We start from the raw sequence: 25,548 nt of genomic DNA on the forward strand, positions 1-25,548 counted from the left end.
GCGGAGCCGTTTCGCTTGCATCGTGCGCATGTTTTGCCAACCTTATAGGGTGTTAAACGTAGAAGAATCATAACGCCATGCCACCTAAAGCCCAACGCATACCGCACGCTCTCACCATGCACGGTGACACGCGTATCGACAACTATTACTGGTTGCGCGACGATACCCGCTCAAAGCCGGAGGTGCTGGACTACCTCCACGAGGAGAATGACTATGGCCGAAGGGTCATGGCGACGCAGCAGGCGCTGCAGGATCGTCTGCTCAGCGAAATGGTTGAGCGCGTCCCGCAGCGTGACGTCTCGGCCCCCTGGAGTCGAAATGGCTATCGTTACCGGCACGTTTATGAGCCCGGTAACGAATATGCCATCTACCAGCGCCAGTCGGTTCTTTGCGCCGAGTGGGAAGAGTGGGAGACCCTGCTGGATGCCAACCAGCGTGCGGCGCACAGCGAGTTTTATACCCTGGGCGGCATGGCGGTATCGCCGGATAACGCCATCATGGCGCTGGCCGAAGATTACCTCTCCCGACGGCAGTATGGTTTGCGTTTCCGCAATCTGGAGAGCGGGAACTGGTACCCGGAGATGCTCGATAACGTTTCACCCGACTTTATCTGGGCCAACGACTCTGAAACCATCTACTACATCAAAAAGCACGCCACGACCCTGCATCCTTATCAGGTCTGGCGGCATACGGTCGGCACTTCATCGAGAAGTGATGAACTGGTTTATGAAGAGAAAGACGAGACCTTTTACGTCAGCCTGCATAAAACCACCTCCAAACACTATGTGATTATCTTTCTTGCCAGCGCCACCACCACCGAGGTGTTGCTGCTGGATGCCGAGCTGCCGGATGCTCAGCCGCTGTGCTTTATGCCGCGTCGCAAGGATCATGAGTACAGCCTCGATCACTTCCAGCACACCTTCTATTTGCGCTCCAACCGGGAGGGGAAAAACTTTGGCCTCTACAAGACCAAGGTACGTGATGAACGCAAATGGGAAGTGCTGATCCCGCCGCGGGATCAGGTGATGCTGGAAGGCTTCACCCTCTTTACCGACTGGCTGGTGGTTGAAGAGCGCCAGCGCGGGCTCACCAGCCTGCGGCAAATCAACCGTAAAACCCGCGAAGTGATCGGTATCGCCTTCGACGATCCCGCCTATGTCACCTGGATTGGCTATAACCCCGAGCCGGAAACATCGCGCCTGCGTTACGGCTACTCTTCCATGACCACCCCGGATACCCTGTTTGAACTGGACATGGACACCGGACAGCGCCGGGTGCTGAAGCAGGCTGAGGTGAAAGGGTTTAACGCCGATCTTTATCGCAGCGAGCACGTATGGATTGTCGCCCGCGACGGTACCGAAGTACCCGTCTCGCTGGTCTATCACAAGCACCATTTTCGCAAAGGTAAAAACCCGATCCTCATCTACGGCTATGGCTCGTATGGCTCCAGTATTGACGCGGATTTCAGCGGCAGCCGCCTGAGCCTGCTCGACCGTGGGTTTGTCTTCGCCATTGCCCATATCCGCGGCGGCGGCGAGCTGGGGCAAAAATGGTACGAAGATGGCAAATTCCTGAAAAAGAAAAACACCTTTAATGACTACCTGGATGTCTGCGAGGGTTTGCTGGGGCTAGGCTATGGCGATCGCAAACAGTGCTTTGCCATGGGCGGCAGCGCGGGCGGCATGCTGATGGGCACCGTGATTAACGAGCGCCCGGGACTCTTTAAAGGGGTGATAGCGCAGGTGCCGTTTGTGGATGTTCTGACCACCATGCTGGACGAGTCTATCCCGCTGACCATTGGCGAATATGAAGAGTGGGGCAATCCGCAGGATGAGACCTACTATCGCTATATGAAAGCCTACAGCCCCTACGATAACGTTGGCGAGAAAGCCTATCCTCACATGTTGGTTACCACCGGTTTACATGACTCCCAGGTTCAGTACTGGGAGCCCGCGAAGTGGGTGGCGAAGCTGCGGGAAATGAAGACCGACAATAATTTACTGCTACTCTGCACCGATATGGATGCCGGGCACGGCGGGAAATCCGGGCGCTTCAAATCCTACGAAGGGGTGGCCCTGGAGTATGCATTTCTGGTTGGCCTGGCTCAGGAGACGTTAACCAGCCAGGCGGCAGAGATCGATCAGGATCCGCCCAGATAGTGCTTCAGCGTCAGACGCAGCTCCGGGCTCATTCTGTCGAGGTTATTGTACAGCCAACGGAGATAGCCCGGATCCTTGTCTGCCACTTCCGCCACCGCTTTGCCGCGGTATTTGCCGAAGGTAAAGGTGGTCAGCAGCGCTGGACGTCCGGTGATGTCGGCCATCTCATCCGGCGTCCAGCCGGTGGTGTTCATGATATCGATCAGCAACGCGGCGGTGATGTAGCAGTCGTACAGGGCCCGGTGGTGGTGCAACCCTTCCGGCGTCCGGACGCTCAGTTTGCGCGATTTATAGAGCGCCATATTGCTGTATTTAATGCCCGGCCATAAGCGCCGCGCCAGCTTCATGGTGCAGATCCACTCCCCGGGCATCTCGGGCAGTACACGGCGATCGAAGCTGGCGTTGTGCGCCACATACCAGGGGCTACCGTGATAATGTGGGATCACCTCTTCAATCCAGGGTTTGTCGGCGACCATCGCCTCGGTGATGCGGTGGATAGCCATCGCCTGCGGGCTGATGGGGCGATCCGGACGTACCAGATGGCTGCGTGGATTGACGATCTGCCCGTTCACAACGTCGACAGATGCCACTTCCACAATCCCCCCCTGCAGGTCACAGGTTTCGGTGTCGATGACACGTAGCATGGCTCTCTCCTGGCCGTAAAAGGCCTAGCGTAATGGAATGATCTCACCTTGCCAACCCTGCTCAACAAAGCGCCCGGTCAATAATAGTTCACCCCGATCGGCGCGGACGATTAATTGCCCACGGGCATCCCAGAGCGCGCTCCCGCCGTCACGGTTCGCCATCAGTACGGCGATGGCATAGCGGTGGGCAAAACGCTGGAGCTGGGAAAAGGTGGCAGACCAGCCCGTTTCACTCACCGCCATGCCGCGGGTAAACAGAGCAGCATCAGGCGCAATATTGGGCTGATCGGAGTGAGGATCAACAATGCTCAGGCCGCCATGTCTGTTCTCCAGACAGGCGCCTGCGCCATGTGGATAAAGAATGGCGTTGGGCTGGCTCGGGGAAAACCAGGCCAGTCCGGGCTGGCGCTGGCCTCTCTCTTCCACCGTGATCCCGGCAATCACCGAGACGTCAGCTGATTTTGCCGCATCCAGAAGCGGAGCCAACTGCTGGTGGTCGGGGGGAGCGGGAAGCCGACCATCGGGCAGGGCCGGGCCGGTTAACGACAGCTCAGGGAAGAGGACAACATTGCACTGCTGGCGGGCAGCGGCGGTGATGAAACGCAGGTGATGCGTGATGTGTTCATCAACGCAGTGATGGCTCGCGCGGTACTGTGCGGCGGCAATATTCCATTGGGACATCGTGATTTCCTTATACACGGAGTCGCAGAGATTCATAAAGCCCATGAATGTATCAGGGGCTTTAATCCTGGCATAAACAGTGTAAGGAACTGTAACCGCGGGTAAGTTTATTTAACTTTCGGTTCCCACGGCAGGCGAGAGAGGTTAACGGAGTTGAGTCGATGGGCAATCAGGCGCTCGCGAAACCAGTCACGCAGGTGCGACGGTTGCTCACGCTCCACCACTTCGGCGATCACCGGCATGTTATAGCGCTCTTTGAATGCCACACCTGCGGCCGCCAAATCAACATTCACTTTGTCCATCTCCTCCTGGGGGAGGGTGGCGAGATTAATATGCATTACCGTCTCCTTCATTTGCGGGCCAACGTTACCCAAACGGCGGCGCGTTGACAAGCCCGGGCAGGATGATCCTCGACTGGACCATTATACAGCGTTATCCTCTGGTAATCAGGCATAACAAAAAGGAATATATGTGATGACAAAACTCGTTACCCGCACCCTGACGCTGCTGCTGGCAACGCTCGCAGCACCGGTTGTTTTTGCTCACGCTCATTTACAGCATCAATATCCCGCCGCAGACGCTGCCGTAGACGCGGCGCCGCAGGCATTGACTCTGAACTTCTCCGAAGGGATCGAACCCCGTTTTAGCGGCGTGACCCTCACCGATGATAAACAGCAGCCCGTCGCACTCGGGGCGGTAAAACGCAACGAGAAGGACCCGACCCAGCTGATCGTACCGATGACCGCTGCGCTGACGGCGGGTACCTATCAGGTGAAGTGGCACGTGGTTTCCGTAGATGGTCATAAGACCGAGGGCAGCTACCGTTTTAGCGTGAAGTAAGATGCTGGCGTTCTGCTACGTTACGCTGCGCTTCGCGCATTTTGCTGCCCTGATGGTGCTGTTTGGCAATGCCCTGTACGGTGCATGGCTGGCGCCTGTTGCGCTGCGGCGGCTAATGGCGCGTCGCTTTCGGGGGCAGCAAAAAAAGGTCGCGTTTATCAGCCTGCTCGCCGCGCTGATGATGCTGGCGCTACAGGGCGGCATGATGGGTAACGGCTGGCCGGATGTGGTCAGCCTATCCATCTGGCAGGCGGTGCTCACGACCCAGTTTGGGCGGATCTGGTTATGGCAGATGATCCTGGCCCTGATTACATTCTGGGTCGCCTGGATGCAGCCGGGGAAAACCATGCCGCTAATGCTGTTCTTTACCGCTGCGCAGTTTTTCCTGCTGGCAGGAACCGGGCATGCGGCGCTGCATGATGGGATAACGGGCCTGGCGCAGCGCAGCAACCATGGCCTGCATCTTTTATGTGCCGCGGGCTGGCTGGGGGGCCTGATGCCGCTGCTGTTTTGCCTGCGCCTGTCCCATGGACGCTGGCGGCGAGCCGCCGTTCACACCATGATGCGCTTCTCGCGCTACGGACATCTGGCGGTGGCGGGGGTGATCCTCACCGGAATGGTAAATATTGTGCTGATCCAGGGGTGGGTACTGCCCTGGCACTCGGCCTGGGGGCAATTACTGTTGGTGAAATGTGCGCTGGTGGCAATGATGGTGGTAATTGCCCTGGTGAATCGGTATGTTCTGGTGCCGCGGTTTCGTTCTGGCGACGGACGCGAGCAACGCTATTTTATCAGGATGACGCAGAGTGAGGTTGTGCTGGGGGCGCTGGTTCTGGCGGCAGTCAGCCTGTTCGCGACCTGGGAACCCTTCTGACGAGGTGGAATACAATGAAAAAAACAGTACTTTCTTTCTTATTGCTGGCCTGCTCCGGCGCGGCACTGGCAGCCCCGCAGGTGATCACCGTCAGCCGGTTCGAGGTGGGTAAAGACAAATGGGCCTTTAACCGTGAAGAGGTGATGCTGACCTGCCGTCCGGGCCATGCGCTCTATGCCATTAACCCCAGCACCCTGGTGCAGTATCCCCTGAACGACGTGGCGCAGCAGCAGGTGGACAGCGGTAAAAGCAACGGCCAGCCCATCTCGGTTATTCAGATTGACGATCCGGCAAACCCAGGGCAGAAGATGAGCCTGGCGCCGTTTATCGAGCGCGCGAATACGCTCTGCTAGCTTACCGCTTCCAATAAAAAAACCGCAGGCTTCTCTTCGGAAGCATTGCGGTTTTTATGTTTAAGAACAGACTCACGCTTTTTTTCAGGCCACTTTTGCTGCGGACTGGAAAACCTGGCGTCGTCATCTATTCTTAAAGTGCAAGGCGACTTAGCCTGCATTAATGCCAACTTTTAGCGCACGGCTCTCTCCCAAGAGCCATTTCCCTGGACCGAATACAGGAATCGTATTCGGTCTCTTTTTATCTGTTGAAAGTAAACGCCTTTTCCCGTTGCGGACTTTAACAGATGGGCAACATTTTCTGTTCTTCGTTAAACCATACCACACTACGCCCGGCGGAAGTCCAGTGCTTTTTAGCGGTTTTGTTAAATTTTTAACTGTTACCGATGAAAGCAGATATTAGCGGCAAAAGCGCGCGCTGATGCCGCGTTCTATCTCATCAAGCAGTTGAAAACGCCGGCGGTATTCCGCGCGTTTTTTACTGGCAATGCTGTCGATCGCTTTGCGCTCCATACCTGCTGGCAGGGCCCAGCGAAATGCGCCGCACGGCTTAGCGCCTAGCGATTGCCAGAATTCGTCATAGCTGGCATGCAAATGACGACCTTTACTCAGGCGATAGCGCAGGGCGCGAAAAACGTGGCCTTCATCGCTCACACCGTAAATGGCGCTGATACCCGACTGCTTCGCCAGATTGAAGATCGCTTCCAGCAGGATACGTTTTGGAAACAGGCCATAACAGGCGCGGGTGGCATTTTTGATCGTCTCCCGCCCTACGTCCTTACGCGGTCCCTGCAGACCGCCAATCACCAGCGCACTTTGGCCCTTTTCCTCAACGACGCTGAAGGTCAGACTCGCCAGCAGGGTGTTATCCCCGGCCCGCAGCCAGAGCGTGGTTTCGCCCTCGCGTTCGGCCTTCACCGCGCTGCTGGCGTCGATGGTATAGCTCGCATCGTCTTTAGTGGCAAAATGCAGCAGCGAAAGCGGAGTCGGGCTGCTAAAGCTCCGCGCCAGGCTGGCGTCCGGCAGCGCATCAAGCCAGGCGTAATGGTGCAGGATGGCGTTGGCCCGCTCACCGGCATGTAACCCGCGAGTGAGATACTGACGCTGGGTTTTCACCGGCAGCGTAGTTTGTGCTTTTAACAACAGCGGAAAATCATCGCGACGGGAGAGCGTCTCCAGCATGCGGGTGGTAGAGGACCAGAACAGCAGGGAGCGCAGGAAAAATTTCAGCCGGTAGTCGCGTTTATGCCACAGCGGGCCGGGCATAAAATCGCCTTTCGCCAGTGCGAAGATAACAGAAGAACGGTGCGTTAAAGACACCTCAGCAGGCAGGATGGTATTTGACACGATGAAGACCTCTTTATATTTCTGCAATTATCTTAAAGGCCATCGGATAATCATTTAAGCATTGCTAAACCTTTATTTCCGCTTTGTTTAATGTCGATTGAGGTTATTCCGAACCCCTGTTTGCCGCTCATCTTATAGTCAGCATCCCAGGGGCTATACTGATCATGAGGAGGCGCTATGTATCTCAATCTTGATGGTCACAACTGGCGACACGTCTGGGTGGTAAGCGATCTTCACGGTTGTTATCAAATGCTTATGGCAGATCTGCGGCAGCGGCATTTTAACCCGTATGAGGATTTACTTATTTGCGTCGGCGATTTAATCGATCGCGGACCGGATAGCGTGAAATGCCTGCAGTTATTAAATGAAGCGTGGTTTTATGCCGTGCGGGGCAACCATGAGCAGATGGCGCTGGACGCGCTGCAGAATAATGATTTTGGTCTGTGGATGATGAATGGCGGCAATTGGTTAGCACAATTAAAGGGTGAACAGCAGGCGCAGGCGCTGGCATTGCTCAGGCGCAGTGAGACCCTGCCGTGGATTATCGAAATTGCCTGTACCAACGGCGTGAATGTTATAGCTCATGCCAATTACCCGTCCTCCTACTATGTGCGGGACAAGCCGGTCAACAAGCAGAGTATCCTCTGGGACAGGGAGCGCCTGCGGGAACTGATGAACGGCAACGAGGCGGGGATCGCCGGGGCGGATCACTTCTGGTTCGGGCATACGCCGCTCAAAGCGCGTTATGACTGTCAGAACCTGCACTATATCGACACCGGGGCGGTGTTTGGCGGCGCGTTAACTCTGGCGCAGCTACAGTGATTACAGGTCGGAATACTCCTGCGCCGGACGCCAGAATCCGTCGATAAAGTCTTCAACCGGATAACAGCCGCCGTGACGAATACGCTGATCGTCCATCGAGGCCTCACACTGCGGTTCGGTGCGATACACATCCACCACCAGATCTTCACAGCCTGCGTCCAGATAACAGATAAATAATACCAGTGCGTACATCATGCCCCTCAGCATTTACTACCATATTGATATTGTAGGGGATGATTCAGGGAAGAGGAGATTATGAGAATAAATAACCCGCCTGCGGGCGGGTTCTCTTTGAATCAGGCAAGGCGCATGATCCAGGCATCGGAACTTTGATCGTAATGCTCACGGTAAAGGACTGAGTGTTCGCCATCGAGGATTGCCGGGACGCTAGTGTCTGCATCCCATGCATCGAGCTGCATGCAAAGGTCGGGATCGGACTTGCAGGGGATGGTTAACGTTCGTTCGCCCTGCGTATCGCCGCTTAACTCGGCATCATCGATTTCGAATGCGCCAATGCGCACATTGGTTTTCGTCATAATGCTCTCCATGATCACGCTGTGTTCTGGTACGACCAGTATAGTCGCCCACTTTTCAGCCTGGTCAATGAAGAGCAAAAGCGCCAGTAAAAAAGTGCTTTTTTTAGCGCGCTTCACCGTTACCGGTAAACAAGCGGCCATCGCGAACCAGCTCGCGCGGATAGCTGTTTTTCAATCGCGTGCCCACTTTTTTTGCCATGCCTATCGGGAAGCCCTGCCAGGTTACTACAGCATCATCCCCGGACGGGGTCTCCTGCGGCCAGACATCGCGTCCGCGATACCACTCTTCCGCTTCTGCCTGGGTTAAGGCAAAGGTGTTGTGCTGGCCTGCCAGTGCGATCACCGCTTCATGCTGCCAGCGATAGCCTTTGTTGTGCGTTTCCGCCAGGCGCAGGCCAAGACGGGAGAAGCGCACTTTGCCGATCAGCGGCTCAATCTCTGTCGGGAATAACCACACCTCTTTATCTCGCTGCCACAGACGCAGGTTGTCGTCCCAGTACAGGCCCGCCTGGTTAGCGGCGGCAGTAATCTGTTGGGCTTCGCGGGTTTTAAGGGGCGTGAACGGGAAGTTTCCGACCTTATATTTGGGTGCGGGCAGCGGTGCAACGGCGGCCTTTTTACGCAGGCGCGCCACGAAAAAGCCTTCGCAGTCGTAAATGTGCGGGAAGACGTGCAGGAAGCCTTCAGGCGTAACGCAGTCCCCGGCACTGGCGAACAGGTCGTTAAGCGGCAGGAATTCAACGGCATCCGGGTACTGCTCTTTCAGCCACAGACAAACGGCTTCGTTTTCATCGCGGTTCAGGGTGCAGGTGGAGTAGACCAGCGTGCCGCCCGGACGCAGGGCGTGGAAGGCGCTGTCGATAAGCTCGCGCTGGGTGGCGGCGATCTCCAGGTTGCTGGCAACGGACCAGTTCTTCAGCGCATCGGGATCTTTTCGCACCACCCCTTCGCCGGAGCAGGGGGCGTCCAGCAGGATCGCATCAAAGGCTTCCGGCAGGGCGGCGCCAAACACGCGGCCATCGAAATGGGTGAGCGCCACGTTGCTGATCCCGCAGCGGCTGATGTTCGCGTGCAGCACCTTAACGCGGCTGGCAGAAAACTCATTGGCGAGGATTGCGCCCTGGTTGTTCATCCGCGCGGCGATCTGGGTGGTTTTGGAGCCGGGGGCGGCCGCCACGTCCATCACCCGGGCGGGCATATTGCCATCGGCAAACAGCGCAGCAACCGGCAGCATGGAGCTGGCTTCCTGAATATAAAAGAGCCCGCTCAGATGTTCTGCGGTACTGCCCAGCGGCAACGCCTCTTCGTCGTCACGCTCGATCCAGAATCCCTCTTCGCACCACGGCACAGGGGTGAGCTGCCAGCCGTAGGGGGCGACAAGCGTAAGGAAATCGGCCACGCTGATTTTCAGGGTGTTGACGCGCAGGCTGCGGCGCAGCGGGCGCTGGCAGGCAGCGATAAACGCATCAAGAGAGAGAGGGTCAGGCAGAGCCTGGCGCATTTGTGCCAGAAATTCTTCTGGCAGATAGACGGAACGTTGAGACACGAGCGCACCACAGGGAGTCAAAGAGGCGCGCAGTGTACCACAAACGCTCCGGTGGGTTGACACCGGAGCGTAGGGGTTATCGTGGCAGGGCCGTTCCCCAGGTGCGCCACTCTTTCGGCTCGCTCTCCTGCAGCAGGAAGTGCTTGCCAGGCTGAGATTTCGGCGCCAGCGGGGTGCCCGGCGGCGTCGCAAAGGCGATACCGCCGCGGATAAACTGATTAAAGGTCCCGGTTTTCACCACCCCGCCGGTCAGGCCGAAGTCGAGCGAGTAGCCGGAGGCCAGCCAGAAGACGGAGTTGTTACGTACCAGGTGCTGGTAGCGATCGCTGATGCGCAGGGCTACCATCACCCGATCCGAGAGCGTCCCCAGCGACAGGCCGGTGACCGTACCCACTTCCATACCGCGGAACAGCACCGGCGTACCGATATCAAGGGACGCTGCATCCGGGACCTCCACCACAATGCTCAGGCCATCGAGATAGCGTGAATCGGTGATGGTCGCCTCCTGCAGCTCGAAGTCGCGGCGCGATTTACCCTGTCCAGGCTCGACGTTGATATAAGGCTGGAGAATAGTATCGAGATGCTCAACGCCCGCCGCGGAAATCTGCGGGGTGATCACCGAGAAGCGCGTCCCGGAGCGGGCGAAGTTGTCGACATATTCCGGGTAGAGCACCGCCGTGGCCTGTACTTCATTGCGGGCGGTGATCAGCTTCAGGCTCTGGACCTGCCCGATATCGATCCCCAGATAGCGTATCGGCATCCCTTCGGAGAGCTTGCCCGCGTCAAAGGCATGCAGGGTAATCTGACTGCCGACTGCACGCGCTGCGGTCTCAGACGGGTAGAGGATCCGCTTGTCGCCTTTACGCTGGCTGGCGCTGGCCCCGCTCAGGTTGTCGAAGCTGATGGCCCCACGCAGGGCACGGGAGAGCGGAGAGGCCTGCACCGTCAGGCCGCTGCCGTTAAGCTGCACTTTGGCCCCGCCTTCAGCCCAGAACACGCTGTTGCTGGTCAACAGCTTGCGGTATTCCGGTTTGATATGCAGTTCGATATCAAAGGCATTCGCGCGCGGGCGCACCAGGATCACTTCACCCACTTCGAATTTACGATACAGCACTACCGAGCCCGCCTGCACGTCCGGCAGCGTGTCGGCCACCAGCGTCAGGGTGGTGGTCGGCAGATCGCTCAGGCTGTTTTCCAGGGCTTTATCGAGGTTGGCATACAGCGGATAGCTGTCGCGCATGGCACCTTTCTCACCCGGCAGGATACGGATCCCGCCGCTGATCCACTCGCTGGCGCTGGCCGCCAGGAACTCGACGCCGTCGAGCCCGACTTTCACGTCTACCCGGCTGTTGACCACGAATTTACTGTCGCCATGCACCAGCTCGCGGTACTGCGGATCAATCGCCACCGCAAAGGTGACGCCTTTGCTGGTTAAGTTGCGCTCAAGCACCTGGCCAATCTGCACCCCGTGCAGAATCAGCGGCTGACCGGCGTCGATGCCGTAGCTTTCCGGCGCGTTGAGAGTCACGGTCAGCACGCCGGGTTTTTGCAGCAGCGCCTTATCGGCCGGGGCAATGACAAACTGGTTAACCGGTTCGCCGCCGCCGGGAATGAGCTCAAACGTACTGCCGGTCAGCAAGCTGCTGACGCTGGGGTTGCTGAGGGAGAGTTTCGGCGTACGCAATTCTATGCGGGTGTTTTTACGCAGCAGATCGACCACGCTGGGGTCAACGGTCATCTCACCGGTCACCAGGCCGCCAGGGTTGAGCGTCATTTTGGTGAGCTGCCCGACCTGTAACCCCTGGTACATCAGCGGGGTGGACTCCTCCTTCAGGCCATCCGCGGAGGGGAGGGTGAGCTTCACAATCACGCCGCGCTGGCTGTGGGCCAGATCTTTATACAGGCCGAAATCATCTTCCTGGGTAGCGGGCTCAGAACCTTCCGGTGAATCGAAGGCGATTGCGCCGTTCACCAGCGCCGCCAGGCTCTCGAGCTTCACTTTGGCCCCGCTCAGGCTCAGGTCGGCATCCACGCCGGAGACATTCCAGAACCGGCTGCCTTTTTTCACCAGCGAGGTAAAGCGTCGCTCAATCAGCACATCGATAACCACCCCCTGCTTGTTGGGGGTGATGGCGTAGTCATAGACGCGGCCAACGGGGATCTTACGGAAATAGACCACCGAGCCGCTGTTTAAGGAGCCCAGGTCCGCCGCATGCAGATGGATCATCAGATCGCCATTGTTAAGCCGGTATTTCGGCTGCGTGTCGAGGGCGGTAAAGTGATCTTTTGGCTCACCTTTGCCCGGCATCATGCCGATATAGTTACCCCCGACCAGCGCATCCAGCCCGGAGACGCCCGCCAGCGAGGCTTTAGGCGTCACCAGCCAGAACTGGGTCTCATCGCGCAGGGCATCTTTCATATCAGATTTGATGCTGGCGCGAACCTCGATTTTATTCAGGTTCTTGTCCAGGGAAACATCCTGGACGGTGCCCACCTCAACCCCCTGAAAACGGACGGGCGTTCGGCCTGCAACGATGCCGTCGGCGCTCTGGAAGTCAATGGTGATGGTATTGCCGCGATCCTCGTAGCTGGTCCAGATTAACCAACCCGCGATCATCAGTGCGATAACCGGCAATAACCAGAATGGCGAAATACGACGTTTTGTTTTAACTCGCGCTTCAGTCGGCGAAGCTGGCGTTTCCTGACTCATGTGCATCCCAAAGTAAGCGGCTATCCAGCCATTCCACTGCAAGAATAGTCAAAATCACCGCAGAGCCGAAATAGAACGCTGCGGGTCCCATAGTAAAAGCAAGGAGCTGATCGCGATTGATCAGCGACATCATCAACGAAATAACAAACAGATCCAGCATTGACCAGCGGCCAATCCAGGTCACGAAACGCAACAACAGTATGCGGGTTCGCAGCCCCTGCTCACATTTGAAATGAATGCTCACGAGCAGAGTAAACATCACCACCACTTTGGTAAAGGGCACCAGAATACTGGCGATAAACACGATCGCAGCCACGGCGATGTTGCTGTGGGCCAGCGAGACGATACCCGACATGATGGTGTCCTCCTGCCGCGCGCCGTTGACATAAATCACCGAAATCGGCAGCAGGTTAGCTGGCAGCAGAAATATCATCGAGGCGATCAGCGCCGCCCAGCATTTCTGCAGGCTGTTATGCCGCCGCAGGCGCAGGGGAATATGGCAGCGCGGACAGCGGCCCCGCGCGTCGGGCAGGCCGGTATAGTGACAACCCAGGCAGACCCGCAGTGCCGGATCGTAGCGGGTGGCGGGGCGCTGGGGATAAAAACGCTCCCAAAGCTGCTCCACGTTGAGGTGAATCAGGGTCAGGACGCTCAATATCACCAGCGCGATAAAGGCGAACAGGCCGCCGCCCGGCTGCAGATAAGCGTAGTCCTGCACTTTGATTGAGGCCACGACAATCCCCACCAGGTAGATATCCAGCATTACCCACTCCTTGAGCTTCTCCAGCATCAGGAGCACCGGGCGCAGGTTCATCCCCAGAATATTACCGAACCACAGATAGGCTATTGCCGCCACCAGCACCACCGGCGCGCCGACGGTACAGAAGAGCACCATGGAGGCCGTCAGGGGATCGCCCTGGCGGGTCATCTGCCAGATCCCCTGCAACAGGTTCGCGTCGATGCGTACGCCCAGCAGGTGCAACTGAAGCAGGGGCTCGCTCCAGGCGAAGGGCATCAGCAGCATCATGGTCACGGCCATCGCCGCCAGCCGGGTCAGTGACCAGTCGCGGCCATCGCGGATTTTTGCGTTGCAGCGCGGGCAGAAAGCACTTTGGTATGATTTCATCTTTGGCAACGTAAAAAGCGTATCGCATTGCGGACAACGCTGATAATGTGCACGAGGCAGCGCATCGCCAACCGCATGCACAGTGATCTTTTTCGTCGGCGTTATTTTCGGTGATTTAAGAGCCATCGGTCGCGCTAAAAAGGGATAGTTAATAGTTATCTTAACTCATGAATTGATTCATCTTGAGCATGAACGCAAATAATGCGTATTTTAATAGGCTATGCTGTAATTTTGTAAGACAACCAAGTGATTGAATAATGAACAAAACAGAATTCTACGCGGATTTAAACCGCGATTTCCAGGCATTGATGGCAGGTGAAACCAGTTTCCTGGCCACCCTGGCGAACACCAGCGCGTTACTTTTTGAGCGTCTGTCCGATGTGAACTGGGCCGGTTTTTATCTGCTGGAAGGCGACACGCTGGTGCTGGGGCCGTTCCAGGGCAAACTGGCCTGCGTCCGTATCCCGGTTGGGCGCGGTGTTTGCGGTACGGCGGTGGCGCAAAACCAGGTGCAGCGCGTGGATGACGTTCATGCGTTCGACGGGCATATCGCCTGCGACAGCGCCAGCAACGCTGAAATCGTGCTGCCACTGACAGTGGAAAATCAGATTATTGGTGTTCTGGACATCGACAGCACGGTCTTTAATCGCTTTACCCCCGAGGATGAACAGGGGCTGCGCGAGCTGGTAGGGAATCTGGAACAGGTTCTCGCCGCGACCGATTATCATAAATTCTTTGCGAGCGTCGCAGGATAATCAACGGATAACGTAGCATTTACGGATGGCGTCATTATAATGACGCCTGTTCATGCCTGCGGCTTGTCGGCAACGTCCGTTGTAATCAGGAAATTTCATGGAAAATCAACCTAAGTTGAATAGCAGTAAAGAAGTTATCGCGTTTCTGGCCGAACGTTTTCCTCAATGTTTTAGTGCCGAGGGCGAAGCTCGTCCCCTGAAAATTGGTATTTTTCAGGATCTGGTAGAGCGTGTTGAAGGTGAGATGAACCTCAGCAAAACCCAACTCCGCTCCGCCTTACGTCTTTATACTTCGAGCTGGCGTTACCTTTACGGTATCAAAGCGGGCGCAACGCGTGTTGACCTCGACGGCAACCCGTGCGGTGTGCTGGACGAGCAGCACGTAGAGCATGCGCGTAAGCAGCTTGAAGAAGCCAAAGCGCGCGTTCAGGCTCAGCGTGCTGAACAGCAGGCGAAAAAACGCGAAGCAGCCGCGGCCAATGGCCAGGAAGAAGCGCCTCGCCGTGAGCGCAAGCCACGTCCTGCACCACGTCGCAAAGAAAATACCGAGCGTAAGCCTCGTGCTGAGCAACCAGCGGCAAAAGCCCCGCGTGCGCCTCGTGAAGAGCCGCGCCACACTCCGGTTTCTGACATTAACGCTCTGAGCGTCGGTCAGTCTCTGAAGGTCAAAGCGGGTAACAATGCTATGGATGCCACCGTACAGGAAATCACCAAAGATGGCGTTCGTGTACAGCTGACTTCTGGTCTGTCAATGATTGTACGCGCAGAACACTTGTTGTTCTAAAACGGAGGCCAAGCCCGGCATGAACACATTTTTTAAGCTCACCGCGCTGGCTGGCCTGTTTGCGATAACAGGCCACGCTTTCGCTGTGGACGAGATTACGCGTGTCGATCAGATTCCGGTTCTGAAGGAAGAGACTCAGCACGCGACGGTCAGTGAGCGCGTCACGTCGCGCTTCACCCGTTCGCACTATCGTCAGTTCGATCTCGACGAGGCTTTTTCGACAAAAATTTTCGACCGCTATCTGAACCTGCTGGACTACAGCCATAACGTCCTGCTGGCGAGCGATGTCGAACAATTTGCCAAAAAGCAGACTCAGGTCGGGGATGAGTTACGCAGCGGCAAGCTGGACCTGTTCTACGACCTGTATAACCTGTCGCAGAAACGCCGTTTTGAGCGCTATCAATACGCGCTTAAGGTGCTTGAACGTCCAATGGACTTCACGGGTAACGACACCTTTAATCTTGACCGCAGTAAATCGCCGTGGCCAAAAGATGAAGCCGAGCTGAATCAGCTGTGGGACAGCAAAGTTAAGTACGACGAGCTGAGCCTCAAACTCACCGGTAAGGATGAGAAAGAGATCCGCGAAACGCTGACCCGCCGCTACAAATTTGCCATTCGTCGCCTGGCGCAGACCAACAGTGAAGATGTTTTCTCGCTGGCGATGACCGCCTTCGCGCACGAAATCGATCCGCATACCAACTATCTCTCTCCGCGCAACACCGAGCAGTTTAACACCGAGATGAGCCTCTCCCTTGAAGGGATCGGCGCGGTGCTGCAGATGGACGACGATTACACCGTCATTAACTCCATGGTTGCCGGCGGTCCGGCTGCTAAAAGCAAGGCGATAAACGTAGGCGATCGCATTGTGGGTGTCGGTCAGGTTGGTCAGAGCATGGTCGATGTCATCGGCTGGCGTCTGGATGATGTGGTTGCCCTGATCAAAGGGCCGAAAGGCAGTAAAGTCCGTCTGGAAATTCTGCCAGCGGGCAAAGGCACCAAGACCCGTATCGTTACCCTGACCCGCGAGCGCATCCGTCTGGAAGATCGCGCGGTGAAAATGTCGGTGAAAACCGTAGGTAAAGATAAGGTTGGCGTGCTGGATATTCCTGGTTTCTATGTGGGCCTGACGGACGACGTCAAAGTGCAACTGCAGAAGCTGGAAAAACAGAACGTTAAGAGCGTTATTATCGATCTGCGTACCAACGGCGGCGGTGCCCTGACCGAGGCAGTTTCGCTTTCGGGTCTGTTTATCCCGTCTGGTCCGGTGGTACAGGTTCGCGACAATAACGGTAAAGTGCGTGAAGACGCCGATACCGATGGCGTCGTCTACTACAAAGGGCCGCTGGTAGTGCTGGTCGATCGCTTCAGTGCTTCGGCATCGGAGATCTTTGCTGCCGCCATGCAGGATTATGGCCGCGCGCTGATTGTTGGCGAACCAACCTTCGGTAAGGGCACCGTACAGCAGTACCGCTCTCTGAACCGCATTTACGATCAGATGCTGCGTCCGGAATGGCCAGCGCTGGGCTCGGTGCAGTACACCATTCAGAAGTTCTACCGCGTGAATGGCGGCAGTACCCAGCGTAAAGGCGTGACCCCGGATATCATCATGCCGACGGGAACCGAAGAGACTGAAACAGGTGAGAAGTTTGAAGATAACGCGTTGCCGTGGGATAGCGTGAACGCTGCCACCTTCGTGAAATCGGGCGATATGACTCCGTTTGGTCCGGCGCTGCTGAAGCAGCACGACGATCGCATCGCCAAAGATCCTGAGTTCCAGTACATCATCAAAGATATTGCCCGCTTCAACGCCCTGAAGGCGAAACGCAATATCGTCTCTCTGAATTACGCGCAGCGTCTGAAAGAGAATGAAGAGGATGATGCAACACGTCTGGCGCGGATCAACGACCGCTTCAAACGTGAAGGAAAGCCAGCCCTCAAAAAACTGGACGACCTGCCGAAGGATTATCAGGAGCCGGATCCTTATCTTGATGAGACGGTGAAAATCGCTATCGATCTGGCGAAACTGGAAAAAGAGAAGCCAGCCGGGAATCCCGCTCCGGCTAAATAATCTCCCCTGACAGGCACAAGAAATTGTGCCTGTTTTTTTGTTAACCGCATCCTGCCGTCAGGCATTCCTTTTATTGTGTAAAGTTGTGTCTTTCTGGTGACTTACGCCGCTGCAATCCTTGAAAATATACGGAATACCCATACGATGTGGGTAATCGCATAGTGCGTTTTGTTAAACTGAGGTTAAAAGAATATTATGATGCGAATCGCGCTCTTCCTGCTCACCAACCTGGCGGTCATGGTGGTCTTCGGGCTGGTGCTCAGCCTGACAGGAATTCAGTCGAGCAGCGTTCAGGGTTTGTTAATTATGGCGCTGCTGTTTGGTTTTGGTGGCTCCTTTATCTCACTGCTGATGTCCAAGTGGATGGCACTGAAGTCCGTTGGCGGTGAGGTTATTGAGCAACCGCGTAACGATATGGAACAGTGGTTGATGACCACCGTTGCCAACCAGTCCCGTCAGGCGGGTATCGCCATGCCGCAGGTGGCGATCTATCACGCGCCGGATATCAACGCCTTTGCCACCGGCGCGCGTCGCGACGCCTCTCTGGTTGCAGTGAGTACCGGCCTGTTGCAGAACATGAGCCGTGATGAAGCCGAAGCGGTTATCGCCCACGAGATCAGCCACATTGCTAACGGCGATATGGTGACCATGACCCTGATTCAGGGTGTAGTGAACACCTTCGTAATCTTTATCTCGCGTATTATTGCCCAGATTGCCGCAGGCTTTATGGGTGGCGATCGTGAGGAAGGCGAATCGAGTAACGGTAACCCGCTGATCTACTTCGCGGTCTCTATGGTGCTGGAACTGGTATTTGGTATTCTGGCGAGCATTATCACCATGTGGTTCTCCCGTCACCGTGAATTCCACGCGGATGCGGGTTCAGCCAAACTGGTGGGGCGCGAGAAGATGATTGCTGCGCTGCAGCGTCTGAAAACCAGCTATGAACCGCAGGAAGCCTCAAGCATGATGGCATTCTGCATCAACGGTAAATCAAAATCGCTGAGCGAGCTGTTCATGTCTCACCCGCCGCTGGATAAGCGTATTGCAGCGCTGCGTAACGGTGAATACCTGAAATAACGGCTGGGTTTGCTAATAAAAAAGCGCGTCTGAAGACGCGCTTTTTTTATGCCTGCGAACGAGGCTGGCTCACCCGCAATCCGCTGATGATGGCCGCGACGATAGCCAGCGTGCCGGCGGTCAGCAGCGCCAGATGCGTGCCGCTTTGTCCGGCCAGGTTGAACATCAACGCCACCAGCGCCGCGCCGGTACTCTGTCCCAGCAGGCGGGCGGTGCCCAGCATCCCACTGGCGCCGCCGCTGCGATGGCGGGGGGCTGAGGTAATAATGGTATGGTTATTCGGTGACTGGAACAGACCAAAGCCCGCCCCGCATAGCACCATCCGCCAGATAATATCCAGATCGTGAGGTGCCGCAGGCAGCAGGGCGAGAGCGAAAAGACCTGTCGCCATCACCACCAGACCCAGTGCCCCCAGTAACCCCGCATGCACCCGTTCAATCAGATAGCCCGCCAGCGGCGCCATCACCATCGTTGCCAGCGGCCAGGGGGTTAGCAGCAGGCCCGTTTCCACTTCCGAGCGGCCAATCACGCTCTGCAGGAAGAAGGGCAGAGAGACCATCGCCAGCATCTGCGCGCAGAAGGAGCAGATGGAGGTGCAGATGGAGAGGGAGAAGAGCGGAATACGCAGCAGATCTACCGGCAGTAACGGCACCGGCAGTGCCAGCTGACGCCGCACGAAGAAGAAGCCTACCACCAGCAGCGCCACGACCTCGCCCGCAATCAGCGTCAGCGACTGTCCCTGGGCGAAGCCGCTCAGGGCGGTGATCAGCAGGCCAAAGGTGAGGGCGTTCATGACCGCGCTCGGGAGATCGAATTTTGGCATACTGCTTTTCGGTCCGTTGGCGGGTAAATAGCGCAGGGCGAACAGCAACGCCACGATCCCAAGTGGAACGTTGATTAAAAATAGCCACTGCCAGGAAGCGACCGAGAGGATCGCTGCGGCGATGGTCGGACCCGCCGCCGAGGAGACGGCCACAATAAAGGAGTTAATGCCCATCCCCCGGCCCAGATGCCGCTGTGGGTAGATGAGACGAATCAGCGCAGTATTAACGCTCATCAGCGCCGCCCCGCCGAACCCCTGCATGATACGCGCCAGCGTCAGCATGTGCAGCGTATCTGAAAGGGCGCAGAAGAGGGATGTCAGCGTAAATACCGCCAGCCCGCACTGATAAACCCGGCGGTAGCCAAACATATCCCCGAGAAACGAGAACGAGAGCAGCGAGATAACAATGGCTATCTGGTAGGCGTTAACGATCCAGATTGAGCTGGCCGGGGAGGCATTCAGGTCGCTGGCAATGGTTGGCAGGGCGACGTTGGCGATAGCGCCATCCAGTACAGCCATTGAAATACCGATGATAATGGTGGCAATAGCGCCATAGCGTTGCGGCAGCGGCAGGCCATCTTTTAGGGGTGTAGTCATGAAAATTAATTAGCAGTGGAGGTTATTATTAACAGGGTAACGATATTATCACTGTTATTTCGGCTGTATGTCGCAGATTTGTAACCAGGTAAAGCAGGATTGATTGCAGCAATGCATGAGCGAATTTATAATAAAAACCGGTTCTGAATTTTATAAAACACTTGCGTTGAGGTGATTAATGGCAATCGCGGATTTGGATAAACAGCCAGATTCTGTTTCATCCGTGTTAAAGGTGTTCGGCATCCTGCAGGCGCTAGGTGAAGAGCGCGAAATCGGTATTACTGAGCTGTCCCAGCGTGTGATGATGTCAAAAAGCACCGTTTATCGCTTTTTACAGACCATGAAATCACTGGGTTATGTTGCACAGGAAGGCGAGTCTGAAAAGTACTCCCTGACCCTGAAGTTATTTGAATTGGGCGCGCGTGCGCTGCAGAACGTCGATCTGATCCGTAGCGCGGATATTCAGATGCGCGAACTTTCCCGTCTGACGAAAGAGACGGTGCACCTGGGGGCGCTGGATGAAGACAGTATCGTCTATATCCATAAAATTGACTCCATGTATAACCTGCGTATGTACTCACGCATTGGCCGCCGCAACCCGCTCTACAGTACCGCTATAGGTAAAGTTCTGCTGGCATGGCGCGACCGCGATGAAGTGAAGCAGATCCTTGAGAACGTGGAGTACAAACGCAGCACTGAGCGTACCATTACCACCACTGAAGAGCTGTTGCAGGTGCTGGATAAAGTTCGTGAGCAGGGTTATGGCGAAGATAACCAGGAGCAGGAAGAGGGTCTGCGCTGCATCGGCGTTCCGGTATTCGACCGTTTCGGTGTCGTTATTGCCGGCCTGAGTATCTCCTTCCCGACGCTGCGTTTCTCTGAAGAGCATCTGCACGAGTACGTTGAAATGCTGCACACGGCGGCGCGTAAGATTTCTGAACAGATGGGTTACAACGACTATCCGTTCTGATTGAAAACGCCATAAAAAAACGCGGCCAGATGGCGGCGTTTTTTTATGCATTGGATCAGCCGTTATCGATCACTGTCTCGCTCTTTCGCAGGAGCGGGCAGCGGGAGAGTCCGATAATACCGCTGTCTGAATGAATATACTGCGCCGTGCTGACGCCGCGGGCGGTGAGATACTTGCACTGGATCCCGAGCCCGCCTGCATTCTCTTTACTGCCGATCAAGACGCCGTAACCCGCGAGCAGTACACCTGTCCAGACCAGTGCTATAACAATCAATGTGCGAATAAAAAAGCGCATCATTACCTCATTTTTTGAATAACTGCCGCTTAGCGTAATCGATACACTTACTTTAACAAGTCTATGATTCCGAAAGCATCGCCTTCGCGTTACAGTTAGGCATGGTTTAAGTTGCGCATGATAACCTGGCATCAGGCAGTTACGGTACGGAGAGTGGAGTGAAGAAAATACGCTGGGTTATTCTGGTCTTAGTGTTAGTGGCCTGTGTTTTGCTTTGGACGCAGACCATCAATGTGATGTGCGACCAGGATGTACAGTTCTTTAGCGGTATTTGTTCTATTAATAAGTTTATCCCCTGGTAGTTGTCATTTTTATCGCAAGTGATTTCCTTCCTTAACGCGAGTGGTAAAATAGGCGCTTTTATGGGGGAGTGAAATGGGTGAGTTAGTCAATTCCGGGATGTTCAGCGTGGCATCTCTGGCGATTTCGGTCGTACTGCTGGTTGCGGGCCTGGTGCTGTGGTTTTTTGTCAATCGCGCGAGCTCCCGTACCAACGAGCAGATCGAACTGCTGGAGAAGTTAGTCGACCTGCAGAAACGACAGAATGTCTTGCTGCGTCGGCTGTGCGAAGCTAATGAACCGGAAGAGAAAGAGGTACCAAAAGCGCCAGAAGAGACGGCTAAGAGCCAGGACGATGACTTTATTCGTCTGGTAGCCGAACGCTAATCGGTCAGGGGAGGTGAGTATGGCCTGGCGTAATCCCTGGTATAACCCCTCCCTTGCGCATCATACCCCGCAGGGTTTCCGCAATCTGGATGCCCCTGTCCGTCAACCCGGCGATGTGGAACGCTGGCGCAAGGCGCGTAAAGCCGCCGGGTTGCCCAAACCGCCTTCAGAAGGCTATGACGCCTTTATCCGCCAGTGGTGGCAACCCGTTACGCTCAACACCCTTGAAGAAGATGGCGTCTGGTGGCTGGGCCACGCCAGCCTGCTGCTACGTCTGAACGGAAAGTACATCCTCACCGATCCGGTCTTTTCCCGGCGCGCCTCGCCGGTGTCGTTTGCCGGGCCGATAAGAAAAACGCCCCCGGTGATGAGTGTCGCGGCGCTTCCGCCACTTGATGCCGTTGTCATTTCCCATAACCATTTTGATCACCTGGACTCCGCCACGGTGCGCCAGCTTCTGCGACGCTTTCCGCAGTTGACCTTTTTTGTGCCTTTAGGACTAGCGGAGTGGTGTCGTCGCCGTGGGGCGAAACAGGTTATCGAACTGGACTGGTGGCAGAGCTACGTTTTCGAAGGGCTGGTGTTTACCGCCGTACCGGCGCAACACTGGAGCATGCGTAGCCTCTGGGATCGCGATCGCTCGTTATGGTGTGGCTGGGTCTTTGAGAGTGAGCAGCAGCGCTTCTGGTTTAGCGGCGATACCGGTTTTACCCCGGAGCTGTTAACCATTCCGGAACGATTGGGAAAACTGGATGCCGCCGCCATACCTGTCGGAGCCTATGCACCACGTTGGTTCATGTCGATTCATCATATGGATCCGCAGGCGGCGGTGAACCTCTGGCAACAGCTGGGTATGCCGCTGGCGATCCCGATCCACTGGGGTGTCTTTGAACTGGCAGATGAATCACTGGATGAGCCCGTCAGAGAGCTCGCGCAGGCACTGGCAGAGTTATCCCCGCGCAGCGATAACTTTCATCCTCTGCGCATTGGTCAATATTTATCCTTGTAAACTGTTACTGGTTCAATTAGCGAATATTCTTTATTAAACCGACAGGCGTCATATTTTATTTTAATCGAAACGTTTTGATTGCCTTTTTTTGAGGCAGGTTCATAAAAATATCATTATTTTGGTGCATAGCGAATAACCGGTTTAGGTGTATATAACTTAAACAAGCGAAGCGATATACAATGTTTTTTTCCTGCAACAATCCCTTGTCGTTACGATCAATTCAGCATAACTTTTCACGAAAAGTTCTAAATGAAATAGCGATTACAGAAATTCTGGCGCGCTTGCTGGACGATATGAAGTTATTGAGCTAATGTAAAAAAGTCTTTGATAACAGCGCTTATCCTGACAGCGACTGGGCAGGCAACATTTTGGTCTGGTATACACTGAACGTGCATTACTGTGCAGATTGTGGCAAGTCAGTCTCGGAATTTGTGCGGCTGATCGAGACACGTTTAAAAATGGCTTGCCATTATTTAAGTTGTATGTGATAACACGGTTTGGGTCAAACGAGGTACAGTTCTGTTTATGTGTGGCATTTTCAGTAAAGAAGTCCTGAGTAAACACGTTGTCGTTGAATACCGCTTCTCTGCCGAACCTTATATTAGTGCCTCATGCAGTAATGTCTCAGTTTTATCTCAGTTAATGCCCGCGGGCTAAGAAAACATTCTAAGGAATTTTGCAAATGGCAAAGATCAAAGGTCAAGTTAAGTGGTTCAACGAGTCTAAAGGTTTTGGTTTCATTACTCCTGCTGACGGCAGCAAAGATGTATTCGTACATTTCTCTGCAATCCAGGGTAACGGCTTCAAAACTCTGGCTGAAGGCCAGAACGTTGAGTTCGAAATTCAGGACGGCCAGAAAGGTCCGGCTGCTGTTAACGTAACCGCTATCTGATCGAACCCCTGCCTGATCTGAAGCGTCATAACGTTTCAGTTGCAGAGATATAAAGCCTCGCCTGTGCGGGGCTTTTTAATGGAGATTTTTCAAAGTATTACCACATGCGTCGCTGTTAGCAGTTTGTTTCAAAGCTGCGAGAGTATTAGCATTGTTTTCACCCTCGCGGCTCAAATTTGCCGTTAAATCAGGGCGTTGTTACTCAGCCCTGGAGCCCTGGTGAAAAAGAAACCCGTCAATCCCGCAGCAAACTTCACCCCGTTACGTTTTGCTCTCCTCTGTCTGGTGATTTTAGGCAGTCTTTTCTTTCTTCTTGGTCGTGTCGCCTGGTTGCAGATCGTTAAACCCGATCCGCTGGTTAAGCAGGAGGATATGCGCTCCCTGCGCGAGGTCGCCATCAATGCCCCCAGAGGGATGATCATGGACAGGGAGGGGAGACCGCTGGCCGTAAGTGTGCCGGTGCGGGCGGTGTGGGCGGATCCGAAAACGGTGCTGGCAAAAGGGGGAGTGGGCTTTGACGCGCGCTGGCAGGCATTAGCCAGTGCGCTACATCTGTCGCTCCCCACGCTTGCGGCGCGCATCAACAGCAATCCACATGGCCGTTTTATCTATCTGGCCCGCCAGGTGGATCCCGCTCAGGCCCAGTGGATCGCTAAACTCCGGCTGCCTGGTATCAGCCTGCGTGATGAGTCGCGCCGTTTTTACCCGGCCGGACACGTAGCGGCTAACCTGATCGGCTTTACCAATATCGACGGCCAGGGCATCGAAGGGATCGAGAAAAGTTTTAATGCACAGCTCACCGGCAAACCCGGCCTGCGCCGCGTGCGTGAGGATCGCTTCGGACGCGTAATCGAAAATATTACCGAAGTGCCGCCCGTTCCGGCGCATAACATCCAGTTGAGCATTGATGAGCGGCTGCAGACCATCACGGAAGATGCGCTGGACAATGCTGTCGCCTGGAATAAAGCGGAGTCGGGGGCAGCGGTGCTGATCAACATCCAGACTGGCGAGATCCTGGCGATGGCCAACTACCCGGATTTCAATCCCAACAACCGCGAGGGTGCCACGCTGAACGATTTTCGTAATCGCGCCATCAGCGACACCTTTGAACCCGGCTCTACCGTCAAGCCGCTGGTGCTGATGACCGCCCTGCAGCAGGGGCTGGTGCAGCCAGACAGCGTGATCGACACCCATCCCTACACCCTGGCCGGACACCGCATTCGCGACGTCGGTTACTACCCGGAGCTGACGCTGACCGGCATACTGCAAAAATCGAGCGACACGGGTGTGTCGCGCCTGTCGCTGGCGATGCCGATCCAGCGGCTACTGGATACTTACCACGGGTTTGGTTTTGGTCGTTCCACCGGTCTCGGATTAACGGGAGAGAGCAGCGGCCTGCTGCCGGAGCGTAAATTCTGGAGCCAGCTCGATCGCGCCACCTTTGCCTTCGGCTACGGCCTGATGGTCACGCCATTACAGCTCGCCCACGTCTACGCCACTATCGGCAGCTATGGCCTGGAGCGTCCACTCTCTATCACCCGCATCGACCCGCCGGTTATGGGTACCCAGGTGATGCCCGCGTCGATTGTGAAGGAGGTGGAACATATGATGGAAAGCGTAGCCCTGCCGGGTGGGGGCGGCATCAAAGCCGCGGTGCGTGACTACCGGGTGGCGGTGAAAACCGGCACCGCGAAGAAAATCGACGATGGCGGTAATTATGTCGACAAATATGTGGCCTATACCGCCGGCGTCGCACCGGCCAGCCGCCCTGTATTTGCCCTGGCGGTGGTGATTAACGATCCGCAAAACGGTGCCTATTACGGCGGGGCGGTTTCGGCACCAGTCTTCAGCCAGATTATGGGCGACGTGCTGCGCATCGAAAACATCAAGCCGGATGGACTCCCGGCCGATTCCAGCCATCTTATCGTCATGCGTTAAGCAAGGCGTTTTATAGCGAGGCGATTAGCGGTACAC

26 protein-coding genes and 1 pseudogene are annotated in these 25,548 nt (G+C 55.7%); 16 read left to right on the plus strand and 11 right to left on the minus strand.

Translation table 11 applies throughout. The features are described 5' to 3' along the window. Positions 1-77 precede the first annotated feature (77 nt). A complete protein-coding gene (ptrB, locus tag DVA44_RS09260) occupies positions 78-2,159 on the plus strand; it encodes an oligopeptidase B (protein WP_114386411.1) in 2,082 nt (693 codons plus the stop codon). Here the strand turns inward: ptrB and exoX are convergent. From exoX to DVA44_RS09275, 3 genes are all read right to left on the minus strand, one after another. Next, positions 2,141-2,803, minus strand: a complete 663-nt coding sequence (gene exoX, locus DVA44_RS09265) for an exodeoxyribonuclease X (RefSeq protein WP_103822371.1) — start codon at positions 2,801-2,803, stop codon at positions 2,141-2,143. The genes ptrB and exoX overlap by 19 nt on opposite strands. A 24-nt stretch (positions 2,804-2,827) precedes the next feature. Beyond that, on the minus strand, positions 2,828-3,484 hold the full coding sequence (locus DVA44_RS09270) for a nitrilase-related carbon-nitrogen hydrolase (RefSeq protein WP_114388393.1): 657 nt from the start codon (positions 3,482-3,484) through the stop codon (positions 2,828-2,830). A 107-nt stretch (positions 3,485-3,591) separates the two neighbouring features. Further along, complete coding sequence (locus DVA44_RS09275) at positions 3,592-3,822, minus strand: DNA polymerase III subunit theta (RefSeq protein WP_103180048.1); 231 nt, start codon at positions 3,820-3,822, stop codon at positions 3,592-3,594. 136 nt (positions 3,823-3,958) lie between these two features. Here DVA44_RS09275 and yobA point away from each other — a divergent pair, with 136 nt between their 5' ends. Genes yobA through DVA44_RS09290 form a run of 3 tightly spaced genes read left to right on the plus strand, consistent with a single transcriptional unit; the run spans position 3,959 to position 5,551 of the window. Further along, positions 3,959-4,324, plus strand: a complete 366-nt coding sequence (gene yobA / locus DVA44_RS09280) for a CopC domain-containing protein YobA (protein WP_114314616.1) — start codon at positions 3,959-3,961, stop codon at positions 4,322-4,324. Between the two features lies 1 nt (position 4,325). Next, positions 4,326-5,198 carry a copper homeostasis membrane protein CopD gene (gene copD, locus DVA44_RS09285; protein ID WP_114386413.1) on the plus strand — a complete coding sequence of 291 codons (873 nt, stop codon included), beginning with the start codon at positions 4,326-4,328 and terminating at the stop codon, positions 5,196-5,198. 14 nt (positions 5,199-5,212) lie between these two features. Beyond that, complete coding sequence (locus DVA44_RS09290) at positions 5,213-5,551, plus strand: YebY family protein (RefSeq protein ID WP_103822368.1); 339 nt, start codon at positions 5,213-5,215, stop codon at positions 5,549-5,551. A gap of 399 nt (positions 5,552-5,950) precedes the next feature. Here DVA44_RS09290 and DVA44_RS09295 read toward each other — a convergent pair whose 3' ends face one another. After that, a complete protein-coding gene (locus DVA44_RS09295; protein WP_246843615.1) occupies positions 5,951-6,898 on the minus strand; it encodes a VirK/YbjX family protein in 948 nt (315 codons plus the stop codon). A gap of 177 nt (positions 6,899-7,075) precedes the next feature. Here DVA44_RS09295 and pphA point away from each other — a divergent pair, with 177 nt between their 5' ends. Then, positions 7,076-7,720: a protein-serine/threonine phosphatase gene (gene pphA, locus DVA44_RS09300; RefSeq protein ID WP_114386415.1), complete on the plus strand. Its 645-nt coding sequence runs from the start codon at positions 7,076-7,078 to the stop codon at positions 7,718-7,720. Here the strand turns inward: pphA and DVA44_RS09305 are convergent, their stop codons facing one another. The 5 genes from DVA44_RS09305 to yebS all read right to left on the minus strand — a co-directional run bounded on the left by DVA44_RS09305 (position 7,721) and on the right by yebS (position 13,764). Then, positions 7,721-7,912: a YebW family protein gene (locus tag DVA44_RS09305; protein WP_039030805.1), complete on the minus strand. Its 192-nt coding sequence runs from the start codon at positions 7,910-7,912 to the stop codon at positions 7,721-7,723. 104 nt (positions 7,913-8,016) lie between these two features. Continuing rightward, on the minus strand, positions 8,017-8,256 hold the full coding sequence (locus DVA44_RS09310) for a YebV family protein (RefSeq protein WP_103181101.1): 240 nt from the start codon (positions 8,254-8,256) through the stop codon (positions 8,017-8,019). Between the two features lie 103 nt (positions 8,257-8,359). Further along, positions 8,360-9,802, minus strand: a complete 1,443-nt coding sequence (rsmF, locus tag DVA44_RS09315; protein WP_114386417.1) for a 16S rRNA (cytosine(1407)-C(5))-methyltransferase RsmF — start codon at positions 9,800-9,802, stop codon at positions 8,360-8,362. Between the two features lie 76 nt (positions 9,803-9,878). After that, positions 9,879-12,512: a PqiB family protein gene (locus tag DVA44_RS09320; RefSeq protein ID WP_168194468.1), complete on the minus strand. Its 2,634-nt coding sequence runs from the start codon at positions 12,510-12,512 to the stop codon at positions 9,879-9,881. Beyond that, the gene (yebS, locus tag DVA44_RS09325) at positions 12,481-13,764 is read right to left on the minus strand and encodes a membrane integrity lipid transport subunit YebS (protein ID WP_103822364.1); all 1,284 of its coding nucleotides are present in this window, start codon (positions 13,762-13,764) and stop codon (positions 12,481-12,483) included. The genes DVA44_RS09320 and yebS overlap by 32 nt, the downstream gene beginning before the upstream one ends. Before the next feature lie 131 nt (positions 13,765-13,895). Here yebS and DVA44_RS09330 point away from each other — a divergent pair, with 131 nt between their 5' ends. The 4 genes from DVA44_RS09330 to htpX all read left to right on the plus strand — a co-directional run bounded on the left by DVA44_RS09330 (position 13,896) and on the right by htpX (position 18,322). Continuing rightward, positions 13,896-14,393: a GAF domain-containing protein gene (locus DVA44_RS09330; RefSeq protein WP_114314642.1), complete on the plus strand. Its 498-nt coding sequence runs from the start codon at positions 13,896-13,898 to the stop codon at positions 14,391-14,393. A 97-nt stretch (positions 14,394-14,490) separates the two neighbouring features. After that, positions 14,491-15,177, plus strand: a complete 687-nt coding sequence (proQ, locus tag DVA44_RS09335) for an RNA chaperone ProQ (RefSeq protein ID WP_103822362.1) — start codon at positions 14,491-14,493, stop codon at positions 15,175-15,177. Positions 15,178-15,196: 19 nt separating this feature from the next. After that, entirely contained in the window at positions 15,197-17,245 is a 2,049-nt protein-coding gene (gene prc / locus DVA44_RS09340) for a carboxy terminal-processing peptidase (protein ID WP_114386421.1), read from the plus strand. 195 nt (positions 17,246-17,440) lie between these two features. Next, positions 17,441-18,322 carry a protease HtpX gene (gene htpX, locus DVA44_RS09345; protein ID WP_103180037.1) on the plus strand — a complete coding sequence of 294 codons (882 nt, stop codon included), beginning with the start codon at positions 17,441-17,443 and terminating at the stop codon, positions 18,320-18,322. 46 nt (positions 18,323-18,368) lie between these two features. On the opposite strand, the gene DVA44_RS09350 is transcribed toward htpX, so the two are convergent. After that, a complete protein-coding gene (locus DVA44_RS09350; RefSeq protein ID WP_114314644.1) occupies positions 18,369-19,742 on the minus strand; it encodes an MFS transporter in 1,374 nt (457 codons plus the stop codon). 178 nt (positions 19,743-19,920) lie between these two features. On the opposite strand from DVA44_RS09350, the gene kdgR reads away from it, so the two are divergent. Next, positions 19,921-20,712, plus strand: coding sequence for a DNA-binding transcriptional regulator KdgR (gene kdgR, locus DVA44_RS09355; RefSeq protein ID WP_039030796.1), 792 nt, complete (start codon positions 19,921-19,923; stop codon positions 20,710-20,712). A 55-nt stretch (positions 20,713-20,767) separates the two neighbouring features. On the opposite strand, the gene DVA44_RS09360 is transcribed toward kdgR, so the two are convergent. Further along, positions 20,768-21,007, minus strand: a complete 240-nt coding sequence (locus DVA44_RS09360) for a YobH family protein (protein ID WP_103822359.1) — start codon at positions 21,005-21,007, stop codon at positions 20,768-20,770. A gap of 158 nt (positions 21,008-21,165) precedes the next feature. Between DVA44_RS09360 and mgrB the strand changes: the two genes are divergently transcribed. The 6 genes and pseudogenes from mgrB to ftsI all read left to right on the plus strand — a co-directional run bounded on the left by mgrB (position 21,166) and on the right by ftsI (position 25,512). Next, positions 21,166-21,309: a PhoP/PhoQ regulator MgrB gene (gene mgrB / locus DVA44_RS09365; RefSeq protein ID WP_103180034.1), complete on the plus strand. Its 144-nt coding sequence runs from the start codon at positions 21,166-21,168 to the stop codon at positions 21,307-21,309. Positions 21,310-21,382: 73 nt separating this feature from the next. Beyond that, positions 21,383-21,673 (plus strand): YebO family protein, encoded by a 291-nt coding sequence (locus tag DVA44_RS09370; protein WP_114386423.1) that lies wholly within the window; start codon positions 21,383-21,385, stop codon positions 21,671-21,673. A gap of 19 nt (positions 21,674-21,692) precedes the next feature. After that, positions 21,693-22,682, plus strand: coding sequence for an MBL fold metallo-hydrolase (locus DVA44_RS09375; protein ID WP_114386425.1), 990 nt, complete (start codon positions 21,693-21,695; stop codon positions 22,680-22,682). A gap of 525 nt (positions 22,683-23,207) precedes the next feature. Beyond that, a pseudogene (locus tag DVA44_RS09380) lies at positions 23,208-23,352 on the plus strand (DUF2627 domain-containing protein). A 12-nt stretch (positions 23,353-23,364) separates the two neighbouring features. Next, positions 23,365-23,574, plus strand: a complete 210-nt coding sequence (cspE, locus tag DVA44_RS09385; RefSeq protein ID WP_001062678.1) for a transcription antiterminator/RNA stability regulator CspE — start codon at positions 23,365-23,367, stop codon at positions 23,572-23,574. Between the two features lie 219 nt (positions 23,575-23,793). Further along, entirely contained in the window at positions 23,794-25,512 is a 1,719-nt protein-coding gene (gene ftsI / locus DVA44_RS09390) for a peptidoglycan glycosyltransferase FtsI (RefSeq protein ID WP_114386427.1), read from the plus strand. The last annotated feature ends 36 nt before the right edge of the window (positions 25,513-25,548 follow it).

Source organism: Leclercia sp. W17 (assembly GCF_003336325.1).
Lineage (GTDB): Bacteria > Pseudomonadota > Gammaproteobacteria > Enterobacterales > Enterobacteriaceae > Enterobacter.

Coding starts and splice junctions, on each gene's coding strand:
- DVA44_RS09320 (WP_168194468.1), bottom strand. CDS start 12,512: ATGAGTCAGGAAACGCCAGCTTCGCCGACTGAAGCGCGAGTTAAAACA.
- cspE (WP_001062678.1), top strand. CDS start 23,365: ATGGCAAAGATCAAAGGTCAAGTTAAGTGGTTCAACGAGTCTAAAGGT.
- DVA44_RS09305 (WP_039030805.1), bottom strand. CDS start 7,912: ATGTACGCACTGGTATTATTTATCTGTTATCTGGACGCAGGCTGTGAA.
- yebS (WP_103822364.1), bottom strand. CDS start 13,764: ATGGCTCTTAAATCACCGAAAATAACGCCGACGAAAAAGATCACTGTG.
- DVA44_RS09375 (WP_114386425.1), top strand. CDS start 21,693: ATGGCCTGGCGTAATCCCTGGTATAACCCCTCCCTTGCGCATCATACC.
- DVA44_RS09330 (WP_114314642.1), top strand. CDS start 13,896: ATGAACAAAACAGAATTCTACGCGGATTTAAACCGCGATTTCCAGGCA.
- DVA44_RS09275 (WP_103180048.1), bottom strand. CDS start 3,822: ATGCATATTAATCTCGCCACCCTCCCCCAGGAGGAGATGGACAAAGTG.
- DVA44_RS09310 (WP_103181101.1), bottom strand. CDS start 8,256: ATGACGAAAACCAATGTGCGCATTGGCGCATTCGAAATCGATGATGCC.
- ptrB (WP_114386411.1), top strand. CDS start 78: ATGCCACCTAAAGCCCAACGCATACCGCACGCTCTCACCATGCACGGT.
- kdgR (WP_039030796.1), top strand. CDS start 19,921: ATGGCAATCGCGGATTTGGATAAACAGCCAGATTCTGTTTCATCCGTG.
- prc (WP_114386421.1), top strand. CDS start 15,197: ATGAACACATTTTTTAAGCTCACCGCGCTGGCTGGCCTGTTTGCGATA.
- htpX (WP_103180037.1), top strand. CDS start 17,441: ATGATGCGAATCGCGCTCTTCCTGCTCACCAACCTGGCGGTCATGGTG.
- DVA44_RS09350 (WP_114314644.1), bottom strand. CDS start 19,742: ATGACTACACCCCTAAAAGATGGCCTGCCGCTGCCGCAACGCTATGGC.
- proQ (WP_103822362.1), top strand. CDS start 14,491: ATGGAAAATCAACCTAAGTTGAATAGCAGTAAAGAAGTTATCGCGTTT.
- DVA44_RS09290 (WP_103822368.1), top strand. CDS start 5,213: ATGAAAAAAACAGTACTTTCTTTCTTATTGCTGGCCTGCTCCGGCGCG.
- DVA44_RS09370 (WP_114386423.1), top strand. CDS start 21,383: ATGGGTGAGTTAGTCAATTCCGGGATGTTCAGCGTGGCATCTCTGGCG.
- DVA44_RS09360 (WP_103822359.1), bottom strand. CDS start 21,007: ATGCGCTTTTTTATTCGCACATTGATTGTTATAGCACTGGTCTGGACA.
- DVA44_RS09270 (WP_114388393.1), bottom strand. CDS start 3,484: ATGTCCCAATGGAATATTGCCGCCGCACAGTACCGCGCGAGCCATCAC.
- copD (WP_114386413.1), top strand. CDS start 4,326: ATGCTGGCGTTCTGCTACGTTACGCTGCGCTTCGCGCATTTTGCTGCC.
- pphA (WP_114386415.1), top strand. CDS start 7,076: ATGTATCTCAATCTTGATGGTCACAACTGGCGACACGTCTGGGTGGTA.
- exoX (WP_103822371.1), bottom strand. CDS start 2,803: ATGCTACGTGTCATCGACACCGAAACCTGTGACCTGCAGGGGGGGATT.
- yobA (WP_114314616.1), top strand. CDS start 3,959: ATGACAAAACTCGTTACCCGCACCCTGACGCTGCTGCTGGCAACGCTC.